Raw genomic sequence first — 15,906 nt, 5'->3', positions numbered from 1 at the left:
GATGCTAGGCGTCGGTGCCGACGAGCGCGTCACGGAAGGTCAGCGCCGGGCGACCCAGAAGGCGCTCGACGTCACCCGACACGGCGGCGAGCTCGCCGTCGCGGATCGCCGTGTACGTGCTGATCCACGCGTCGACCTGCCAGTCGGGGGCGCCGTGGCCGGCGCGGCTGGCTCGGGCCTCGTCGAGCGTCTCGTCGACGAACCGGTGCGGTCGTCCGGTCACGGCGCTGAGGTGTGCCGCGATCTCGTCGAGGCTCAGCGCCTCGGGGCCCGTCAGGTCGTAGGTGGCATCGGCGTGCCGCGCGGGGTCGCCCAGCACGTGGGCCGCGACGGCTGCCACGTCGCGCTGCGACACCGCGGCGACCCGACCTCGGCCGGCCGGCCCACGGATCGCCCCGGACCCGTCGGCGAAGTGACCGAACACCTCGGCGTAGAAGTTGTCGCGCAGGAAGGTGGCGGTGAGTCCGGACTCGACGATGGACGCCTCGGTGGCCGCGTGGTCGTGGCCGAGGGTGAAGCCCGAGGTCGGGCTGGCCCCCACGAACGAGGTGTAGACCAGGTGCTGCACCCCGGCGTCGCGGGCGGCGTCGACGAAGGTGCGGTGCTGGCTCAGCCGGTCGGCGTCCTCGCGGCCGGAGACGAACAGGGCGACGTCGACGCCGGCCAGGGCGGCCCGGACCGAGCTGCCGTCGGCGTAGTCGCAGCGTGCGGTGGGCAGGTCGGTGTCGAGCCGCTGCGGGCGGGGAGCGAGGAGGCGCGGACGCAGACCGGCGCCGGTGAGCAGGTCGGCCGTGAGTCGGCCGATCGAGCCGGTGGCACCGGTCACGGCGATCGTGGTCATGCCAGGTGCAACCGGACTCGCCGCCCGCCTGTTCCCACCCCCACCGGGGCGGTGGATTTGCGACCGAATGGTGGCTCCCGCTCGCGATCGGTGGGTATGGGACCGAAAGACGGCTCATTCGGTCCCATACCCACCGCCCCGGGCGGGGAAGGGAGTCAGTGGAAGCGGCGGAGACGCAACGAGTTGGTGACGACGAACAGCGAGCTGGCGGCCATCGCGGCGCCCGCGAGCATCGGGTTCAGCAGACCGGCCATCGCGACGGGGATCGCGGCGACGTTGTAGGCGAACGCCCAGAACAGGTTGCCCCGGATCGTGCGCAGGGTGGCCCGTGACAACCGCACGGCCACGACGGCCGTGGCCAGGTCGCCACTCACCAGGGTCAGGTCCGAGGCCGCGATGGCGACGTCGGTGCCGGTACCCATCGCGATGCCCAGGTCGGCAGCCGCCAGCGCGGCCGCGTCGTTGACGCCGTCACCCACCATCGCCACCACCCGGCCCTCGGAGCGCAGCCGCTGCACCGTGCGCAGCTTGTCCTCCGGGGTCACCTCGGCCTCGACCCGCTCGATGCCGACCTCGCGGGCCACCGCCTCGGCGACCGAGCGCCGGTCACCCGTCAGCAGCACCGGCTCGAGGCCCAGGTCGCGCAGCGCCGCGACCGCGGAGACCGAGGTCTCCTTGACGGTGTCGGCGACCGTGACGGTGCCCAGCACGCGGCCGTCGACCTCCACGGCGACGGTCGTGCCGGCATGGGCGGACCCCGGGTGTCCTACCCACGAGGGTCGCCCGGCCCGCACGGTCCGCCCGTCGACGACGCCGCTGACGCCCTGGCCCGCGTGGTTGGCGAACTCCGACACCTCCTCGGGCGGGGCGAGCGTGGCGATGGCGCGGCCGACGGGGTGCTCCGACGGCGCCTCGACGGCCGCCGCGAAGCGCCTCAGCTCGGTCTCCCGGGACGGCTCGACCGGCTCCACGGCCACCACGGCCATCCGCCCGGTGGTCACCGTCCCGGTCTTGTCGAGCACCACGGTGTCGATGCGCCGGGTCGACTCCAGCACCTGCGGGCCCTTGATGAGGATGCCCAGCTGCGCCCCGCGCCCCGTGCCGACCATCAGGGCGGTGGGGGTCGCCAGGCCGAGCGCGCACGGGCAGGCGATGATCAGCACCGCGATCGACGCGACGAACGCCGCCGTGACGCTGCCGTCCAGCAGCAGCCATCCGGCGAAGGTGGCTGCGGCCAGTCCGATCACGGCCGGCACGAAGCGGGCCGACACCCGGTCGGCGAGGCGCTGCACCTCGGCCTTGCCCTCCTGGGCCTCCTCGACCAGTCGGGTCATCTGCGCCAGGCGGGTGTCGGCGCCGACGGCGGTCGCCCGCACCACCAGCCGTCCCGAGAGGTTCAGGGTCGCACCGGTGACCGGGTCGCCCACGGTCTTCTCGACCGGCATCGACTCGCCGGTGAGCATCGCCTCGTCGACGCTCGACCCGCCGTCGGTGACCACGCCGTCGGTGGCGATGCGCTCGCCCGGCCGCACCGTGAACGTGTCGCCCGGTGCCACGTCGACCTGCGGCTGCAGCTCCATCAGCGCCCGCAGTGCCGCGCTGGACCGCTTCTTCGCCGAGGCCTCCAGGTAGTGCCCCGCCAGGATGAACACCGTGACCGCGGCCGCCACCTCGAGGTAGATCTCGTGCGTCGCGGGACCGTCGGCGAACCACTGCCACTGCATCTGCATGCCGATCGCGCCGGCCCCGCCGAACAGCAGGGCGTACACCGACCACAGGTACGCCGCCGAGACCCCGACGCTGACCAGGGTGTCCATGGTCGCCGTGCCGTGTCGGGCGTTGAGGGCGGCGGACCAGTGGAACGGGTAGGCCCCCCACAGCACGACCGGGGTCGCTGCGGCGAGCGTCACCCACTGCCAGCCGTCGAACTGCCAGGCAGGAACCATCGACAGGGCCACCGTGACCAGCGCCAGTGGCGCGCTGACCAGCAGACGGCGGCGCATCGACGTCGCGCCGTGGAGGCCTCCGTGGTCGTCGTGGTCGGCCCCGCCGGGAGCCGCCTCGTCGTGCAGCCGGGCGTGGTACCCGGTGCGTTCGACCACCTCGACGAGATCCTGGGGGTCCAGGCCGTCCGGTGCGTTCACGGTCGCCCGTTCGGTGGCGTAGTTGACGGTCGCCTCGACGCCGTCGAGTCGGTTCAGCTTCTTCTCGATGCGGGCCGCGCACGAGGTGCACGACATCCCGTCGACCTCGAGCCGGAAGGTGGTCACGACGCCACCACGGTGTACCCCGCCTCGTCGACGGCGGCGGCGACGGCACCGGTGTCGAGGGGCGCCTCGCTGTCGACGTGCACCTGGGAGGTGCCGGACTCGACGAGGTCGACGCGGACGTGCTGCACGCCGGGGAGGGCGGCGAGCTCGGCGGTGACGGCCTGGACGCAGTGGGCGCAGGTCATGCCGGTGACGGAGTAGGTGGTGGTGTTCATGGTTCCTCCTAGGAACGGACGAGACGTGCGATGGCGTCGGATGCTTCCTTGACCTTGAGGTCGGCCTCGGGCCCGCCGGCCCGAGCGGCGTTGACGACGCAGTGGGCCAGGTGCTCGTCGAGCAGCTTCAGGGCCACGGCCTCGAGCGCCCGGGTGGTCGCGCTGACCTGCGTGAGCACGTCGATGCAGTAGGTGTCCTCCTCGACCATGCGGGTGAGTCCCCGCACCTGGCCCTCGATGCGCCGGAGCCGCTTCAGCACGGCCACCTTGTCGTCGGAGTAGCCGGGCGCCTCGGGCACGGCGGCGGTCACTGCAGGCCCTCCATCCGGGTGACCTCGGTGCGTTGGGTCTCGATGACCGTGCGGGCGAACTCCTTGACCTCGTCGCTGGACCCGTCGTCGATGACCGTCTCGGCCATCTCGATGGCGCCCTCGTGGTGGGCGATCATCAGCCGCAGCCACAGCTCGTCGAACGCGGCGTCGCGGGCCTCGGCCAGGTCGGCCAGGTCACCGTCGGAGGCCATGCCCCGCATGCCGTCCATGTCGGAGTGGTCCATGCCCGCCATGGAGTCCTCGTCCCACTCGCCCAACCAGGACCGCAGGGTGCGGACCTCCTGGGACTGCTCCGTGGCGATCATCCGCGCGAGGCTCAGGACGTCGTCGTCGGAGGAGTTCTCCAGCGCCAGGTCGGCCATCTCGACCGCCTGTTCGTGGTGGGGCACCATCTGCTGGGCGAAGGCGACGTCGGCGTCGTTGTGGCCGTCGTCGCCCGAGCAGGCGGTCAGCAGGAGGGTCAGCGAGATCAGGACGGCTCCGAGGGTTCTCATGGTTCGACCATACCCCCCATGGGTATGGAGTCAAGCCCGCTGCAGCGTCGCTGGCTACGCTCCCTCCCATGACCGAGATTCCCGGACTGGACGGTGTGCTCGGTGTCGAGCACGTCGAGCTCACCGCCGACAGGGTCGTGGTGCGGTTCACCATCGGCGCCCAGCACCTGCAACCCTTCGGCATCCCCCACGGTGGCACGTACTGCACGGTGCACGAGTCGACGGCCAGCCTCGCGGGCCAGATCTGGCTCGGGACCCAGGGCATCGTGGTCGGGACGAACAACTCCACCGACTTCATCCGCCAGGCCAAGGTCGGCGACACGATCACCACGACGGCCACCCCGATCCACCGGGGACGCACCCAGCAGCTGTGGCACCTCGAGTCGGTGGGCCCCGACGGCAAGCTGGTCGCCCAGGGCCAGGTGCGGCTGGCCAACCTCGATCAGCCCGTCCCGCCCGAGATGGTCGCGCAGTTCGAGGGTCGCTAGACTCAGGATGTCGCGACTGGCGTTGAGGTGGAGGTCCACCGGGGAGCGACGACACCTGTGACATCGGGACCGTTCGCCTGGGCCCCACGTCAGCCGAGTTCCGCTGACTGGAGGCACGCGACATGATGATGTCCATGACCACGACCGATTCCACCCCGACCGAGCGTCTCGCCGACGAGGACATCCGGGTCCTGCTGCTGGAGAACATCCACGCCGACGGGCGGGAGTTCCTCCGCGGCAAGGGCTACCAGGTCGAGGCCCAGGACGGCGCGCTGAGCGAGGACGACCTGATCGAGGCCGTCCAGGGCGTGCACCTGCTCGGCATCCGCTCCACGACCTACGTCACCGAGCGGGTGCTGCAGAACGCGCCGGACCTGCTCGGCATCGGCGCCTTCTGCATCGGCACCAACCAGATCGACCTGGCCGCGACCTCCCGCGCCGGCGTGGCGGTGTTCAACGCCCCGTACTCCAACACCCGGTCGGTCGTGGAGCTGGCGATCGCCGAGATCATCTCCCTCGCCCGGCGCCTGCACGAGAAGTCGACCGACATGCACCGCGGGGTGTGGAACAAGTCGGCGGCCGGCAGCCACGAGGTGCGCGGCCGCACGCTGGGCATCGTGGGCTACGGCAACATCGGCAGCCAGTTGTCGGTGGTGGCCGAGGCGCTGGGCCTCAAGGTGATCTTCTACGACATCGACGACAAGCTCGCGCTCGGCAACGCCAAGCGGTGCTCCACGATGGAGGAGCTGCTCGCCGAGGCCGACGTCGTCACGCTGCACGTCGACGGCCGGCCCGGCAACGCCGGGCTCTTCGGTGCCGAGCAGATGGCGTTGATGAAGCCCCGCTCGCTGTTCCTCAACCTCTCGCGGGGCATCGCGGTCGACACCGACGCCCTGCGGGGCCACCTGGAGTCGGGGCACATCGCCGGTGCGGCGCTCGACGTGTTCCCCATCGAGCCCAAGCGTCAGGGCGACCCGTTCGAGTCCGGGCTGCAGGGCGTGCCCAACGTCATCCTCACGCCTCACGTGGGCGGGTCGACCGAGGAGGCCCAGCAGGACATCGGCCGGTTCGTCGCCTCCAAGCTGCGGGCCTACGCGGCGTTCGGCAGCACGGCGATGAGCGTCAACCTGCCCGAGCTGAACCTGCCCGTCGACCCCGAGAAGCACCGGCTGGCCCACGTGCACCGCAACGCCCCCGGCGTGCTCGCATCGGTCAACACCCTGCTGGGCGAGCGTGGCGTCAACATCGAGGGTCAGCAGCTCGCGACCCGCGGCGAGCTGGGCTACGTGGTGACCGACGTGGGCGCCGAGGTCCAGCCGTCGGTGCTGGCCGAGCTGGCCGAGCTGCCCGAGACGGTGCGGCTGCGGCAGCTCAGCTGATCCTGGGCGTGCATGAACGGTCTCCCCGTGGGTACCTGCGGTCCATCGGTTGCCGTCCGGCGGCCGGTGGGAGGAGATCACATGATCATTCTTGGTGTCGTACTGCTCATTCTGGGAGCGGTCCTGAACATCCCGATCCTGTACACGATCGGTGGGATCCTGGCCGTCGTCGGCGTCATCCTCTTCGTGCTCGGAAGCATGGACCGAGCCGTCGGGGGCCGCAGACACTACTACTGACCCACGACCACTGACCGCGGGTCAGGCCGGGCCGTCACCTCGGGGTGGCGGCCCTTCGCGCGTCCGGACCTCAGGGGCCGGCGAGCTCGATGAGCTTCGTGACGGTGTTGAGGTTGCGGGCCGTGCCCGGGACACCCAGCGCCCGCCCGATCGAGGCGTCCTTCATCTGCGGTCGCCCTGCGCCGGTGGCGTAGCGGACGTGCAGCTCGCGGCCGACGACCTGCCAGCGGTCGTCACCGGTCGCGAAGGTGCGCGCCTTCTCGATGCCGGCCGGACTGGGCTCGGTGAGCAGGAACGTGACGTACGAGAACTTCGGCTCCAGCACCTCGAAGGGGTGGGCGGTCAGGGCGGCGGCGACCTCGTCGCGGCTGCGGCTGATCGCCTCGCGGAAAAAACCGAAACGCTGCTCGACCGCCGCCTCCAGGGCGCGGTCGAACTCGTCCGGGTCGCCCGGCGGCGTGCAGATGAGGTTGCCGGACGCGATGTAGGTCCGGACGTCGGTGGCGCCGAGCTCGGACGCGAGGGCCCGGAGGTCCGCCATCGGCAGGGTGCTGCCGCCGACGTTGACCGCCCGCAGCAGGATGATCCGGGGGCTCATGGCGCGAGCGTAGCGCCGGCGACCGACAGCAGGGTCTCGGCGCAGCCCGCGTCGATCCGCACGTCGGCAAGGTCGTCGCCACGGGTGGGACCCCGGTTCACGATGGCGACGGGGATGCCGAGCGACGCGGCCCGACGGACGAAACGCAGCCCGGACATCACCTGCAGCGACGAGCCCAGGACGACCACGGCCGACGCCGCCTCGGTGAGGGCGAAGCAGTGCGCGACGAGCGGCTTGGCCACCGACTCTCCGAAGAACACGACGTCGGGCTTGAGCCGCCCCCCGCACGCCTCGCAGGCGGCGACGACGAAGTCGGCGGTCTCCTCCAGGACCACGTCGCCGTCCGGGGCGAACAGTCCCGTCCGCTCCGTCCACCCGGGGTTGCGGTCGGCGAGTCGCCGCTCGTGGTGTGCCCGCGGGACGACCTGCGAACAGTCGAGGCAGATCACCCGGTCGACCCGGCCGTGCAGGTCGATCACCCCCGGGTGCCCGGCCTTGGAGTGCAGCCCGTCGACGTTTTGGGTGACGAGCCCGGCCAGGATCCCGGCCCGGTCCAGCTCGACCAGCCGCAGGTGGGTCGCGTTGGGTGCGGCCGATCCCATGCGGGACCAACCGACGTGGGCGCGGGCCCAGTAGCGCTGCCGGGCCTCGGCGCTGTGCACGAACTCGCTGAAGGTCATCGGGGCGCGGACCGGCGCGCCGGGACCGCGGTAGTCCGGGATCCCGGAGTCGGTCGACACCCCGGCACCGGTGAGCACGAGCACGCGACCAGCCGCGAGCAGCTCACCCAGCCGGTCCAGGTCCACCCGTCCAGCCTAGGTCGCCGAGGCCCACCCGGCGCGGCGGTAGGTGAGCAACCGAACCTCGCGAGCGGAGGTAGGTGAGCAACCGATCAAGGGCTCTGAAAGGTTGCCCACCTACCGCCCGGGCCTTCGAAGGGTTGCCCACCTACCGCCCGGGCCTTCGAAGGGTTGCCCACCTACCGCCCGGGTCCAGGGTCGGGGTCAGAGGCGGGCGGCGAGCTCGGTCGCCTGCTTGATGGCACGCTTGGCGTCGATCTCGACCGCGACGTCGGCGCCACCGATGACGTGGTGCGAGACGCCGGCGGCCGCGAGCCCGTCGACCAGGTCGCGCACCGACTCCTGCCCGGTGCACAGCACGATGGTGTCGGCCTTGATGAGGGTCTCGACCGGTTCGGCCTTGTCGTGGGCGCGCACCGTGACGTGCAGCCCCTCGTCGTCGATGCGGTCGTACGACACGCCCTTGAGCATCTCGACACCGGAGTCCTTGAGCGTGGTGCGGTGCACCCACCCGGTGGTCTTGCCCAGGCCCTTGCCGAGGTCGGTGGTCTTGCGCTGCAGCAGGTACACCTGACGCTTGGGCGGGGCCTTGAGCTTCGTGCCCAGACCGCCGGCGGCCTCGGAAGGATCGACGACGCCCCACCGCTGCATCCACTCCTCGATCGACTCGCCGACCTCGTGCAGCAGGAACTCGCTCACGTCGAAGCCGATGCCGCCGGCACCCAGCACCGCGACGGTGTCGCCCGCGGGCACCCCGTCGGCGATCAGCTGTTGGTAGGTGACGACCGAGGGGTGGTCGACGCCGGGGATCGACGGCACGCGCGGCTCGACGCCGGTCGCGACGACGACCTCGTCGAACTCCGCGAGGTCGTCGACCGTCGCCCGCCGGTTCAGGTGCAGTTTCACGCCGCGGACCTCGATCATCCGCGTGTAGTAGCGGATCGTCTCGGTGAACTCCTCCTTGCCGGGGATCTGGCTGGCCAGGAGGAACTGACCACCGATGCGGTCCGACGCCTCGAACAGCTCGACGGTGTGGCCGCGCCCCGCAGTCTCGATCGCCGCGGCGAGCCCGGCGGGCCCGGCACCGACGACGGCTACCCGCTTGACCGTCTTGGTCGGCAGCAGCACCAGCTCGGTCTCGAACCCGGCGGTCGGGTTGAGCATGCAGCTGGCCCGCTGGTTCTTGAAGGTGTGGTCGAGGCAGGCCTGGTTGCAGGCGATGCAGGTGATGATCTCGTCGGCACGGCCCTCGGCCGCCTTGTTCACGAAGTCGGGATCGGCCAGCAGGGGCCGGGCCATCGAGATCAGGTCCGCTTGGCCGTCGCTGAGGATCTTCTCGGCCACCTCGGGCGTGTTGATGCGGTTGGACGCCATCACCGGCACCGACACCTCGGCCTTGAGCTTCGCGGTCGTCCACGCGAACGCGGCCCGCGGCACCGACGTGACGATCGTGGGGATGCGCGCCTCGTGCCAGCCGATGCCGGTGTTGATGATCGAGACGCCGGCCTCCTCGACGTGCCGGGCCAGGGCGGCCGTCTCGTCCCAGGTCGGGGCGTTGTCGACCAGGTCGAGCAGGCTCATCCGGTAGATGATGATGAAGTCGTCGCCGACCAGGTCACGGGTGCGGCGCACCACCTCGACCGGGAACCGCATGCGCTTCTCGGCGGTACCGCCCCACGCGTCGGTGCGGGTGTTGGTGCGGGCGGCCAGCATCTGGTTGATGAAGTACCCCTCCGACCCCATGATCTCGACGCCGTCGTAGCCGGCGCGGCGGGCCAGCTGGGCGGCCTTCGCGAAGTCGGTCGCGGTGCGGTCGACCTCCTTGGTGCTCATCGTGCGGGGCCGGAACGGGGTGATGGGCGACTTGCGGCTCGACGCGCCCTTGCTGAACGGGTGGTAGCCGTAGCGGCCGGCGTGCAGCACCTGCATCGCGATCTTGCCGTCGTGCTCGTGCACCGCGTCGGTCACCACCCGGTGCCGGTCGGCGACCTTGGTGGAGTTCATGGTGCCGCCGAACGGGAGTAGCCACCCGGTGCGGTTGGGCGAGATGCCGCCCGTGATCGACAGCGCCACGCCACCCTCGGCGCGGGCGGCGAAGTAGGCCGCCCACTTGGGCACGTCCTTGGCCTTGTCCTCCAGCTTGGAGTGGATCGAGCCCATGATCACCCGGTTGCGCAGCGTCGTGTGGCCGAGGTCGAGCGGGCTCAGCAGGTGGGGGTAGGGACTGGTCATGCGCTGGCCTCTTCCTGGATGCGGGGGAACTGCTCCGCCATGGCGGCGGCGAGCGCGTTGGCGCCCTTGAGCGGGCGGACCATGACGGTGAACTCGCTGATGAGTCCGGCGTCGTCGGTCGTGATGAAGTCGCAGCCGTTGACGACCACGTCGCCGACCTTGCACTCGAAGATGAGCGCCGACCGACGTCCGTCGACGATCTCGCCGGTGTACCGGAAGTCGGTGAAGACCCGTCCGACCGCCCGCAGGATCGCCGCGGTCACCGGCTTGCCGGGGTACGGCGTGAACGCGACCGGACTGGTGAACACGACGTCGTCGGCGAGCAGGTCGCCGAGCTCGTCGAACGCGCCGCGCTCGACGGCTTCTCGGAAGGCCTTCATGGGTGTCTCCTCGGCTGGGGTGGGGTGCGGCGTGGTCGAATGGCGGGGTGATCTCGCGAACCTCGGCCCGCCTGCTGCTCGTGGCGGGGGTCTTCAACATCGTGATCTGGCCACGGTTCGCGAAGGCGATCGTCGACGACGAACGCGCGTGGTCGGGCCAGGCCTGGTCGAGTGCGCCCACGTCGTTCCTGTGGGTCCATGCGGTGCTGATCGGCACCGCGATCACGCTGGGCGTGGTCGTGCTGGTGATCGGGTGGCGGGCTCACCGCACGGCCCCGTCCACCGTGTCGAGCTGACCGAGGATCTCGTCACACCAGTCGAGACCGGCCTGCTCGGCCAGCATCCCGCCGCGCAGGACGAGGTACCCGCCGAGCGCCTCGGGGGAGACTGCCGCCGGATCGGGGTAGAACTTCTGCCGGCTCGCCTCGTAGTAGGCCAGCTTCTCGGTGTGCTGCACGCGCCGGCGTCCGACGTCGGCCCGCAGCGTCGCCGGGTCCGCGAGGTGCAGGGCCCGCAGCTTCACGGCGAACTCGCTGCGCAGTGCCTCGGCGGGGGTGGGCGTCCCGACCCAGCGGCTGAGCTCATCGCGACCCGAGGTCGTGATCGCGTACACCTTCTTGTCGGGCCGGCCGTCCTGTTCGACGAGCTCGGACGCGACCTGTCCGCCGGTCTCCATGCGACCCAGCACCTTGTAGATCTGCTGGTGACTGGCCTTCCAGAAGTTGCCGATCGAGGCGTCGAACCGGCGGGCGAGCTCGTAGCCCGAGGCGGACCGCTCCGCCAGGGACACGAGGATCGCGTGCTCGAGGGCCATGCGCGGAGGCTACTATGCAACTCGTTGCACTGCAACCACCGCTGTACCCCGGGTACCGCCCCCGCGAAGTGTGCAGTTCTTGGTCGTTCCGAGCGCGGGAACGAACAAGAACGTCACACTCCGCGCGCGTAGGATCGGCCATGACCGGCACGGGAGGGACCCATGGAACCCGCTGACTTCGAGGCACGGGCCGCCGAGCTGCTCGGCGCCGGCGCGCACGGCTACTTCGCCGGCGGCGCGGGGGACGAGCTCACGCTGCGCGACAACGTCGAGGCGTGGCGACGGATCGCCCTGGCGCCCCGGGTCCTGGTCGACGTGAGCGAGCGCGACACCTCGGTCACGGTGCTCGGGCGGCGTCGCCCGCACCCGTTCGTCGTGGCACCCATGGCCTACCAGCGCAGTGCCCACGAGGACGCCGAGATCGGCACGGCGCGCGCGGCCGCGGCCACCGGCTCGACCTTCGTCCTGTCCTCCCAGACCTCGACGGATCCGCGAGCGGTCGCGGCGGCCGGGGGTGCCGCCGACCGCTGGATGCAGCTCTACGTCTTCCGGGACCGCGGCCTCACCGACGACCTCGTGCAGGCGGCCCGCGAGGGATCCTTCGAGGCGCTCGTCATCACGGTCGACTTCCCCTTCGGCGGCTGGCGCGACCGGGACCGCCGCTCGGGCTACGTGGTCGACCACGCCCCCTACGTCCAGCTCTCGGGCACGCCGCTGACCCCTGCCGAGCGGCACGCCATGCACGACCCGACCCTCACGTGGGACGACATCGCCGGCTTCGGTGAGGCCAGCGGACTGCCGATCGTCCTGAAGGGGGTGCTCGGTCCCGCGGACGCCGAGCGGGCCGTGCAGGTCGGCGCCGCCGGGATCGTGGTGTCGAACCACGGTGGCCGCCAGCTCGACACGGTGCTATCAGGGGCGGCTGCGCTGCCGGCCGTCGTCGACGCCGTCGCCGGCCGCATCGACGTGCTCGTCGACGGCGGGGTCCGGCGCGGCTGGGACGCGGCCAAGGCGCTCGCCCTCGGGGCCGACGCGGTCATGGTCGGACGGCCCGTCCTGTGGGGGCTCGCCTGCGAGGGCTCCGACGGCGCCCGACGGGTGCTGGAGCAGCTCGTCACCGAGTTCGACAGCACCCTCGGCCTCCTGGGCTGCCCCCGGGCCGAGGACCTCGACGCGAGCTACGTGGTCGCCCCCGCCTGATCGGCGACCGCCGCGGCCACCGCGTTGGCTGCGACGCGGCCCGCCCGGTTGGCCCCGATCGTGCTGGCCGACGGCCCGTAGCCGACCAGCTGCACGCGGGGGTCGACGACGGCCGTCGTGCTGGTCGCCAGGGTCGACCCCAGCCGGATCCCGCCGAGCGGGCTGCGCAGGTGCAGGGGCCCGAGATGGGCGATGTCCGGGCGGAACCCGGTGGCCCAGAGGATCACGTCGACCGGCTCGAACCGGCCGGAGTCCCAGCGCACCCCCCGCGGCTCGATCCGGTCGAACATCGGGAGCCGGTGGTAGGCGCCGAGCCGTTCGGCCTCCCGCTCCTGCTCGCGCAGCATCAGGCCCGTCACGCTGACCACGCTGCGGGGCGGGAGGCCGCGCCGCACCCGTTCCTCCACGTGCGCCACGGCCTCGCGGCCCGCCTCGGGGTCGAACGGCTCGGTGCGCCACACGGGTTCACGCCGGGTCACCCACAGGGTGTCGGTGAGCGGGGCGATCGCGCCGAGGAACTGCACGGCCGACGCCCCGCCGCCCACCACCAGCGTGCGGCGACCGCGGAACCGGTCAGGCCCGGGATAGCCGGCAGTGTGGAACTGGCGACCGCGGAACGACTCCGCGCCCGGGAGCCGCGGCACGAACGGACGTCGCCAGGTGCCGGTGGCGTTCACCAACGTGCGGGACGTCCAGGTGCCGGCGTCGCTCTCGACCCGCAGGAGGCCGCCGTCGTCGACCACCCGGCGGACCCGCACGGGTCGTACGACCGGCAGGTCGTGCTCGGCCTCGTAGGCGGCGAAGTAGGCCGGCACGAAGGTGTTCGCACGTTCGTCGCCTCCGGCGGGCGGAACGGCTGCGTCGGGCAGGTCGGCCACGCCGTGGACGTCGCGCATGACCAGGGCGTCCCATCGGTGCTGCCATGCCCCACCGGGCTCCGCGTTCGCGTCGAGGACCACGTGCTCGACGCCACGTCTGCGCAGGTGGAACGACGTCGACAGCCCCGCCTGTCCGGCACCGATGACGACACTGTCGAGGACCTCCACACCGGGTCCAACCGTCGGGGTCGGCCGGTTATGCCGCGCGGAGCACCTCACGTGAGGGTCGCCTCGGGCTTCGCCCTCACGGTCGCTGCGCTCCCTGGCGACCACAGGCACCGTTCGCCAGCCCGAGCTTGCGAGGGCGTGAGCACAGCGAGGCGAACCGACGCGGCCGTCGCCTCGGGCTGCGCCCTCACGGTCGCTGCGGGGGTGTGGTTTCGAGGCTGCTCGTTCCTCGCAGCACCTCAACCACCGAGGGCGCGCGGCTTCGCGTTCGCCAGCCCGAGCTTGCGAGGCCGTGAGCGCAGCGAGGCGAACCCACGCGAGGGTCGCCTCGGGCTTCGCCCTCACGGTCGCTGCGCTCCCTGGCGACCGCAGGGGTGTGGTTTCGAGGCTGCTCGTTCCTCGCAGCACCTCAACCACCGAGGACGTGCGAGGGCGGGAGCGGAGCGAGGCGAACCCCGCGGGGTCAGGCCGGTCGGGCCAGGTGGTCGCGACCGGTGGCCCGGTCGACCGTCGCGTGGATCAGCTCGATGATGGCGTCGGGGTCGTCGACCATCGGCACGTGGCCGCTGCCGGGGAGCGGCACGTGGAGCGCGTGGGGCAGGCGCTCCACGGCGGTGCCGGCCTGGCTGTACGGCAGGATCTTGTCGCGCGTGCCCCACGCGATCGTCGTCGGCACCGGGACCATCCCCGTGAAGTGGTAGCCCAGGTTGGCCAGCGCCGTGCGTTCGAAGGCGCGCGCGTGGCGCAGGGCGAGCGAGTCGCCGACGATGGCGTCCTCGTCGAGCCGCTCGGGATGGGCGAACAGCGAGGACATCATCGCGTTGCGCAACGCCGGCACCGCCAGCACCTTGCGCAGCAGCGGCATGGGCGTGAACAGTGCCGACAGACGCAGCACGAACAGGTGGAAGATCGCCTGCAGGAGGTTGAGCCGGCCGAAGAACCCGGCGGGGCTGAGCGCCGTGACCGAGGAGACCAGGCCGCGGTTGGCCAGCTCGAGGCTGATGGCCCCGCCAAGGGAGTTGCCCACGACGTGGGGCCGCTTGATGCCCCAGTGCTCGAAGTTCGCCTGCAGGTTGTGGCACGCGACCTCGGAGGAGTACTTGGTCCCCACGGGGTAGGCCGGGGACTCGCCGAAGCCGGCGAGGTCGACGGCGATGACGTCGTACGTCTCGGCCAGGCGGTCGAAGATCGGGTCCCAGGCCTGGCGGCGGTGGCCGATGCCGTGGATCAGCACCAGGGGCTCGCCGGAGCCCTTGCGTGTGTAGACGAGTTCAGAAATCATGCGGTCCTCATTCGGTGCTGCGGGAGGTGCTGGGAGATGTTCGTGACACTGATGATGACACATCGGATACTGACGGTATGTGAACCGGGCTTGCGACTGTGACAGCACCACTGTCACACTTGTGCTGTGACAGTCCCTGAACCCACCCCGTCCCCGCGTCCCGGCCCGCTCGCCGGGGTCAAGGTCGTCGAGATCGTCGGCATCGGTCCCGGCCCGTTCGCGGCGATGCTGCTGGCCGACCTCGGTGCCGACGTCATCCGCGTCGACCGCCCCGGCGGCAACGCGATGAAGATGACCGCTCCGCAGCACGACATCCTCGCCCGTGGCCGCCACACCGTGGCCCTCGACCTGAAGTCGCCCCGGGGGGTCGAGGTGGTCCTCGACCTGGTCGCGTCCGCCGACATCCTCATCGAGGGGTTCCGTCCGGGCGTCACCGAGCGACTCGGGTTCGGGCCGGAGGCCTGCCACGCCCGCAACCCCGCGCTGGTCTACGGGCGGATGACCGGCTGGGGGCAGGACGGCCCGCTCGCGCAGTCGGCCGGACACGACATGAACTACATCTCGATCGCCGGCGCGCTCGACCCGCTCGGCCGGATGGGTGAGGCCCCCGGCTTCCCCATGAACCTGCTGGGCGACTTCGGCGGCGGTTCGCTGTACCTCGTCACCGGTGTGCTGGCCGCCCTGACGCACGCCCGTGCCACCGGCGAGGGCCAGGTCGTCGACGCCGCGATCACCGACGGCGCCGCCCACCTCATGGCCATGGCCGTGTCGATGCAGCAGGGCGGCATCTGGGACGGCCAGCGCGGCACCAACATGCTGGGCTCCGCCGTGCCGTACTACGACGTGTACCGGACCGCGGACGACCGCTACATGTCGGTCGGACCACTGGAGGGCCAGTTCTGGGCGGTGCTCGTCGAGCGCATCGGCGTCGAGCTGCCCGACCGCAACGACTTCGGTCGCTGGGGCGAGCTGCGGCAGGCGCTGACCGACCGGTTCGCCGAGAAGACCCAGGCCGAGTGGACCGAGATCTTCGGCGACTCCGACGCGTGTGTGGCCCCCGTCGTCCCGCTCGTCGAGGCCTACGACCATCCCCACAACGTCGCGCGCGGCACCTACGTCGAGCACCACGGCGTCACGCAGCCCGCGCCGGCGCCCCGATTCTCCGCCACACCGGCAGAGCTGACCATCCCCCCGGCGGCCGCCGGGACCCACACCCGCGAGGCCCTGACCGCCTGGGGCATCCACGACGTCGACGGCCTCATTGCCGACGGCATCGCCGTGCAACGAGAGGACTGACC

Annotated in this window: 18 protein-coding genes and 1 riboswitch; of the genes, 6 read left to right on the top strand and 12 right to left on the bottom strand. The window is 71.5% G+C overall.

Translation table 11 applies throughout. The annotated features are described in order from the left end of the window. Positions 1 to 4: 4 nt before the first annotated feature. The 5 genes from HMPREF0063_RS13395 to HMPREF0063_RS13375 all read right to left on the bottom strand — a co-directional run bounded on the left by HMPREF0063_RS13395 (position 5) and on the right by HMPREF0063_RS13375 (position 4,152). Positions 5 to 841 (bottom strand): SDR family oxidoreductase, encoded by an 837-nt coding sequence (locus HMPREF0063_RS13395; protein ID WP_007079231.1) that lies wholly within the window; start codon positions 839 to 841, stop codon positions 5 to 7. A 155-nt stretch (positions 842 to 996) separates the two neighbouring features. Further along, positions 997 to 3,081, bottom strand: coding sequence for a heavy metal translocating P-type ATPase (locus HMPREF0063_RS13390; protein ID WP_083789013.1), 2,085 nt, complete (start codon positions 3,079 to 3,081; stop codon positions 997 to 999). A gap of 26 nt (positions 3,082 to 3,107) precedes the next feature. Next, complete coding sequence (locus tag HMPREF0063_RS13385) at positions 3,108 to 3,326, bottom strand: heavy-metal-associated domain-containing protein (protein ID WP_007079229.1); 219 nt, start codon at positions 3,324 to 3,326, stop codon at positions 3,108 to 3,110. A gap of 8 nt (positions 3,327 to 3,334) precedes the next feature. Continuing rightward, positions 3,335 to 3,637, bottom strand: a complete 303-nt coding sequence (locus HMPREF0063_RS13380; protein ID WP_007079228.1) for a metal-sensitive transcriptional regulator — start codon at positions 3,635 to 3,637, stop codon at positions 3,335 to 3,337. Further along, complete coding sequence (locus HMPREF0063_RS13375) at positions 3,634 to 4,152, bottom strand: DUF305 domain-containing protein (RefSeq protein WP_007079227.1); 519 nt, start codon at positions 4,150 to 4,152, stop codon at positions 3,634 to 3,636. Before HMPREF0063_RS13375 ends, HMPREF0063_RS13380 begins: the two co-directional genes overlap by 4 nt. Positions 4,153 to 4,220: 68 nt before the next feature. On the opposite strand from HMPREF0063_RS13375, the gene HMPREF0063_RS13370 reads away from it, so the two are divergent. From HMPREF0063_RS13370 to HMPREF0063_RS16855, 3 genes are all read left to right on the top strand, one after another. Then, on the top strand, positions 4,221 to 4,640 hold the full coding sequence (locus HMPREF0063_RS13370; RefSeq protein ID WP_007079226.1) for a PaaI family thioesterase: 420 nt from the start codon (positions 4,221 to 4,223) through the stop codon (positions 4,638 to 4,640). Between the two features lie 2 nt (positions 4,641 to 4,642). Continuing rightward, a riboswitch (ZMP/ZTP riboswitch) is annotated at positions 4,643 to 4,730 on the top strand. A 44-nt stretch (positions 4,731 to 4,774) separates the two neighbouring features. After that, positions 4,775 to 6,019 carry a phosphoglycerate dehydrogenase gene (gene serA / locus HMPREF0063_RS13365; RefSeq protein WP_280955897.1) on the top strand — a complete coding sequence of 415 codons (1,245 nt, stop codon included), beginning with the start codon at positions 4,775 to 4,777 and terminating at the stop codon, positions 6,017 to 6,019. Positions 6,020 to 6,100: 81 nt separating this feature from the next. Next, complete coding sequence (locus HMPREF0063_RS16855) at positions 6,101 to 6,256, top strand: DUF6131 family protein (protein WP_007079224.1); 156 nt, start codon at positions 6,101 to 6,103, stop codon at positions 6,254 to 6,256. Positions 6,257 to 6,326: 70 nt separating this feature from the next. On the opposite strand, the gene HMPREF0063_RS13360 is transcribed toward HMPREF0063_RS16855, so the two are convergent. The 4 genes from HMPREF0063_RS13360 to HMPREF0063_RS13345 all read right to left on the bottom strand — a co-directional run bounded on the left by HMPREF0063_RS13360 (position 6,327) and on the right by HMPREF0063_RS13345 (position 10,266). Beyond that, positions 6,327 to 6,854 (bottom strand): DUF1697 domain-containing protein, encoded by a 528-nt coding sequence (locus HMPREF0063_RS13360; RefSeq protein WP_007079223.1) that lies wholly within the window; start codon positions 6,852 to 6,854, stop codon positions 6,327 to 6,329. Next, positions 6,851 to 7,660 carry an NAD-dependent protein deacetylase gene (locus tag HMPREF0063_RS13355; protein WP_007079222.1) on the bottom strand — a complete coding sequence of 270 codons (810 nt, stop codon included), beginning with the start codon at positions 7,658 to 7,660 and terminating at the stop codon, positions 6,851 to 6,853. The genes HMPREF0063_RS13360 and HMPREF0063_RS13355 overlap by 4 nt, the downstream gene beginning before the upstream one ends. 198 nt (positions 7,661 to 7,858) lie before the next feature. Next, the gene (locus HMPREF0063_RS13350; RefSeq protein WP_007079221.1) at positions 7,859 to 9,886 is read right to left on the bottom strand and encodes an NADPH-dependent 2,4-dienoyl-CoA reductase; all 2,028 of its coding nucleotides are present in this window, start codon (positions 9,884 to 9,886) and stop codon (positions 7,859 to 7,861) included. Then, positions 9,883 to 10,266: a nuclear transport factor 2 family protein gene (locus HMPREF0063_RS13345; protein WP_007079220.1), complete on the bottom strand. Its 384-nt coding sequence runs from the start codon at positions 10,264 to 10,266 to the stop codon at positions 9,883 to 9,885. The genes HMPREF0063_RS13350 and HMPREF0063_RS13345 overlap by 4 nt, the downstream gene beginning before the upstream one ends. Positions 10,267 to 10,313: 47 nt before the next feature. On the opposite strand from HMPREF0063_RS13345, the gene HMPREF0063_RS13340 reads away from it, so the two are divergent. Further along, on the top strand, positions 10,314 to 10,562 hold the full coding sequence (locus HMPREF0063_RS13340) for an SCO4848 family membrane protein (protein WP_007079219.1): 249 nt from the start codon (positions 10,314 to 10,316) through the stop codon (positions 10,560 to 10,562). Here the strand turns inward: HMPREF0063_RS13340 and HMPREF0063_RS13335 are convergent. Beyond that, positions 10,529 to 11,080 (bottom strand): PadR family transcriptional regulator, encoded by a 552-nt coding sequence (locus HMPREF0063_RS13335; RefSeq protein WP_007079218.1) that lies wholly within the window; start codon positions 11,078 to 11,080, stop codon positions 10,529 to 10,531. The genes HMPREF0063_RS13340 and HMPREF0063_RS13335 overlap by 34 nt on opposite strands. Positions 11,081 to 11,242: 162 nt before the next feature. Here HMPREF0063_RS13335 and HMPREF0063_RS13330 point away from each other — a divergent pair, with 162 nt between their 5' ends. Beyond that, positions 11,243 to 12,280, top strand: coding sequence for an alpha-hydroxy acid oxidase (locus tag HMPREF0063_RS13330; RefSeq protein ID WP_007079217.1), 1,038 nt, complete (start codon positions 11,243 to 11,245; stop codon positions 12,278 to 12,280). On the opposite strand, the gene HMPREF0063_RS13325 is transcribed toward HMPREF0063_RS13330, so the two are convergent. Both HMPREF0063_RS13325 and HMPREF0063_RS13320 read right to left on the bottom strand, forming a co-directional pair. Beyond that, positions 12,259 to 13,326, bottom strand: coding sequence for a flavin-containing monooxygenase (locus tag HMPREF0063_RS13325; protein ID WP_007079216.1), 1,068 nt, complete (start codon positions 13,324 to 13,326; stop codon positions 12,259 to 12,261). The two genes, HMPREF0063_RS13330 and HMPREF0063_RS13325, sit on opposite strands and share 22 nt — an antisense overlap. 463 nt (positions 13,327 to 13,789) lie before the next feature. Continuing rightward, positions 13,790 to 14,608, bottom strand: a complete 819-nt coding sequence (locus HMPREF0063_RS13320; RefSeq protein ID WP_007079214.1) for an alpha/beta fold hydrolase — start codon at positions 14,606 to 14,608, stop codon at positions 13,790 to 13,792. 126 nt (positions 14,609 to 14,734) lie between these two features. On the opposite strand from HMPREF0063_RS13320, the gene HMPREF0063_RS13315 reads away from it, so the two are divergent. Further along, positions 14,735 to 15,904 (top strand): CaiB/BaiF CoA transferase family protein, encoded by a 1,170-nt coding sequence (locus HMPREF0063_RS13315; protein WP_007079213.1) that lies wholly within the window; start codon positions 14,735 to 14,737, stop codon positions 15,902 to 15,904. Positions 15,905 to 15,906: the final 2 nt, after the last annotated feature.

Source organism: Aeromicrobium marinum DSM 15272, assembly GCF_000160775.2.
GTDB classification, from domain to species: Bacteria; Actinomycetota; Actinomycetes; order Propionibacteriales; family Nocardioidaceae; genus Aeromicrobium; species Aeromicrobium marinum.
This window is presented reverse-complemented; position numbering and strand designations above follow the sequence as displayed.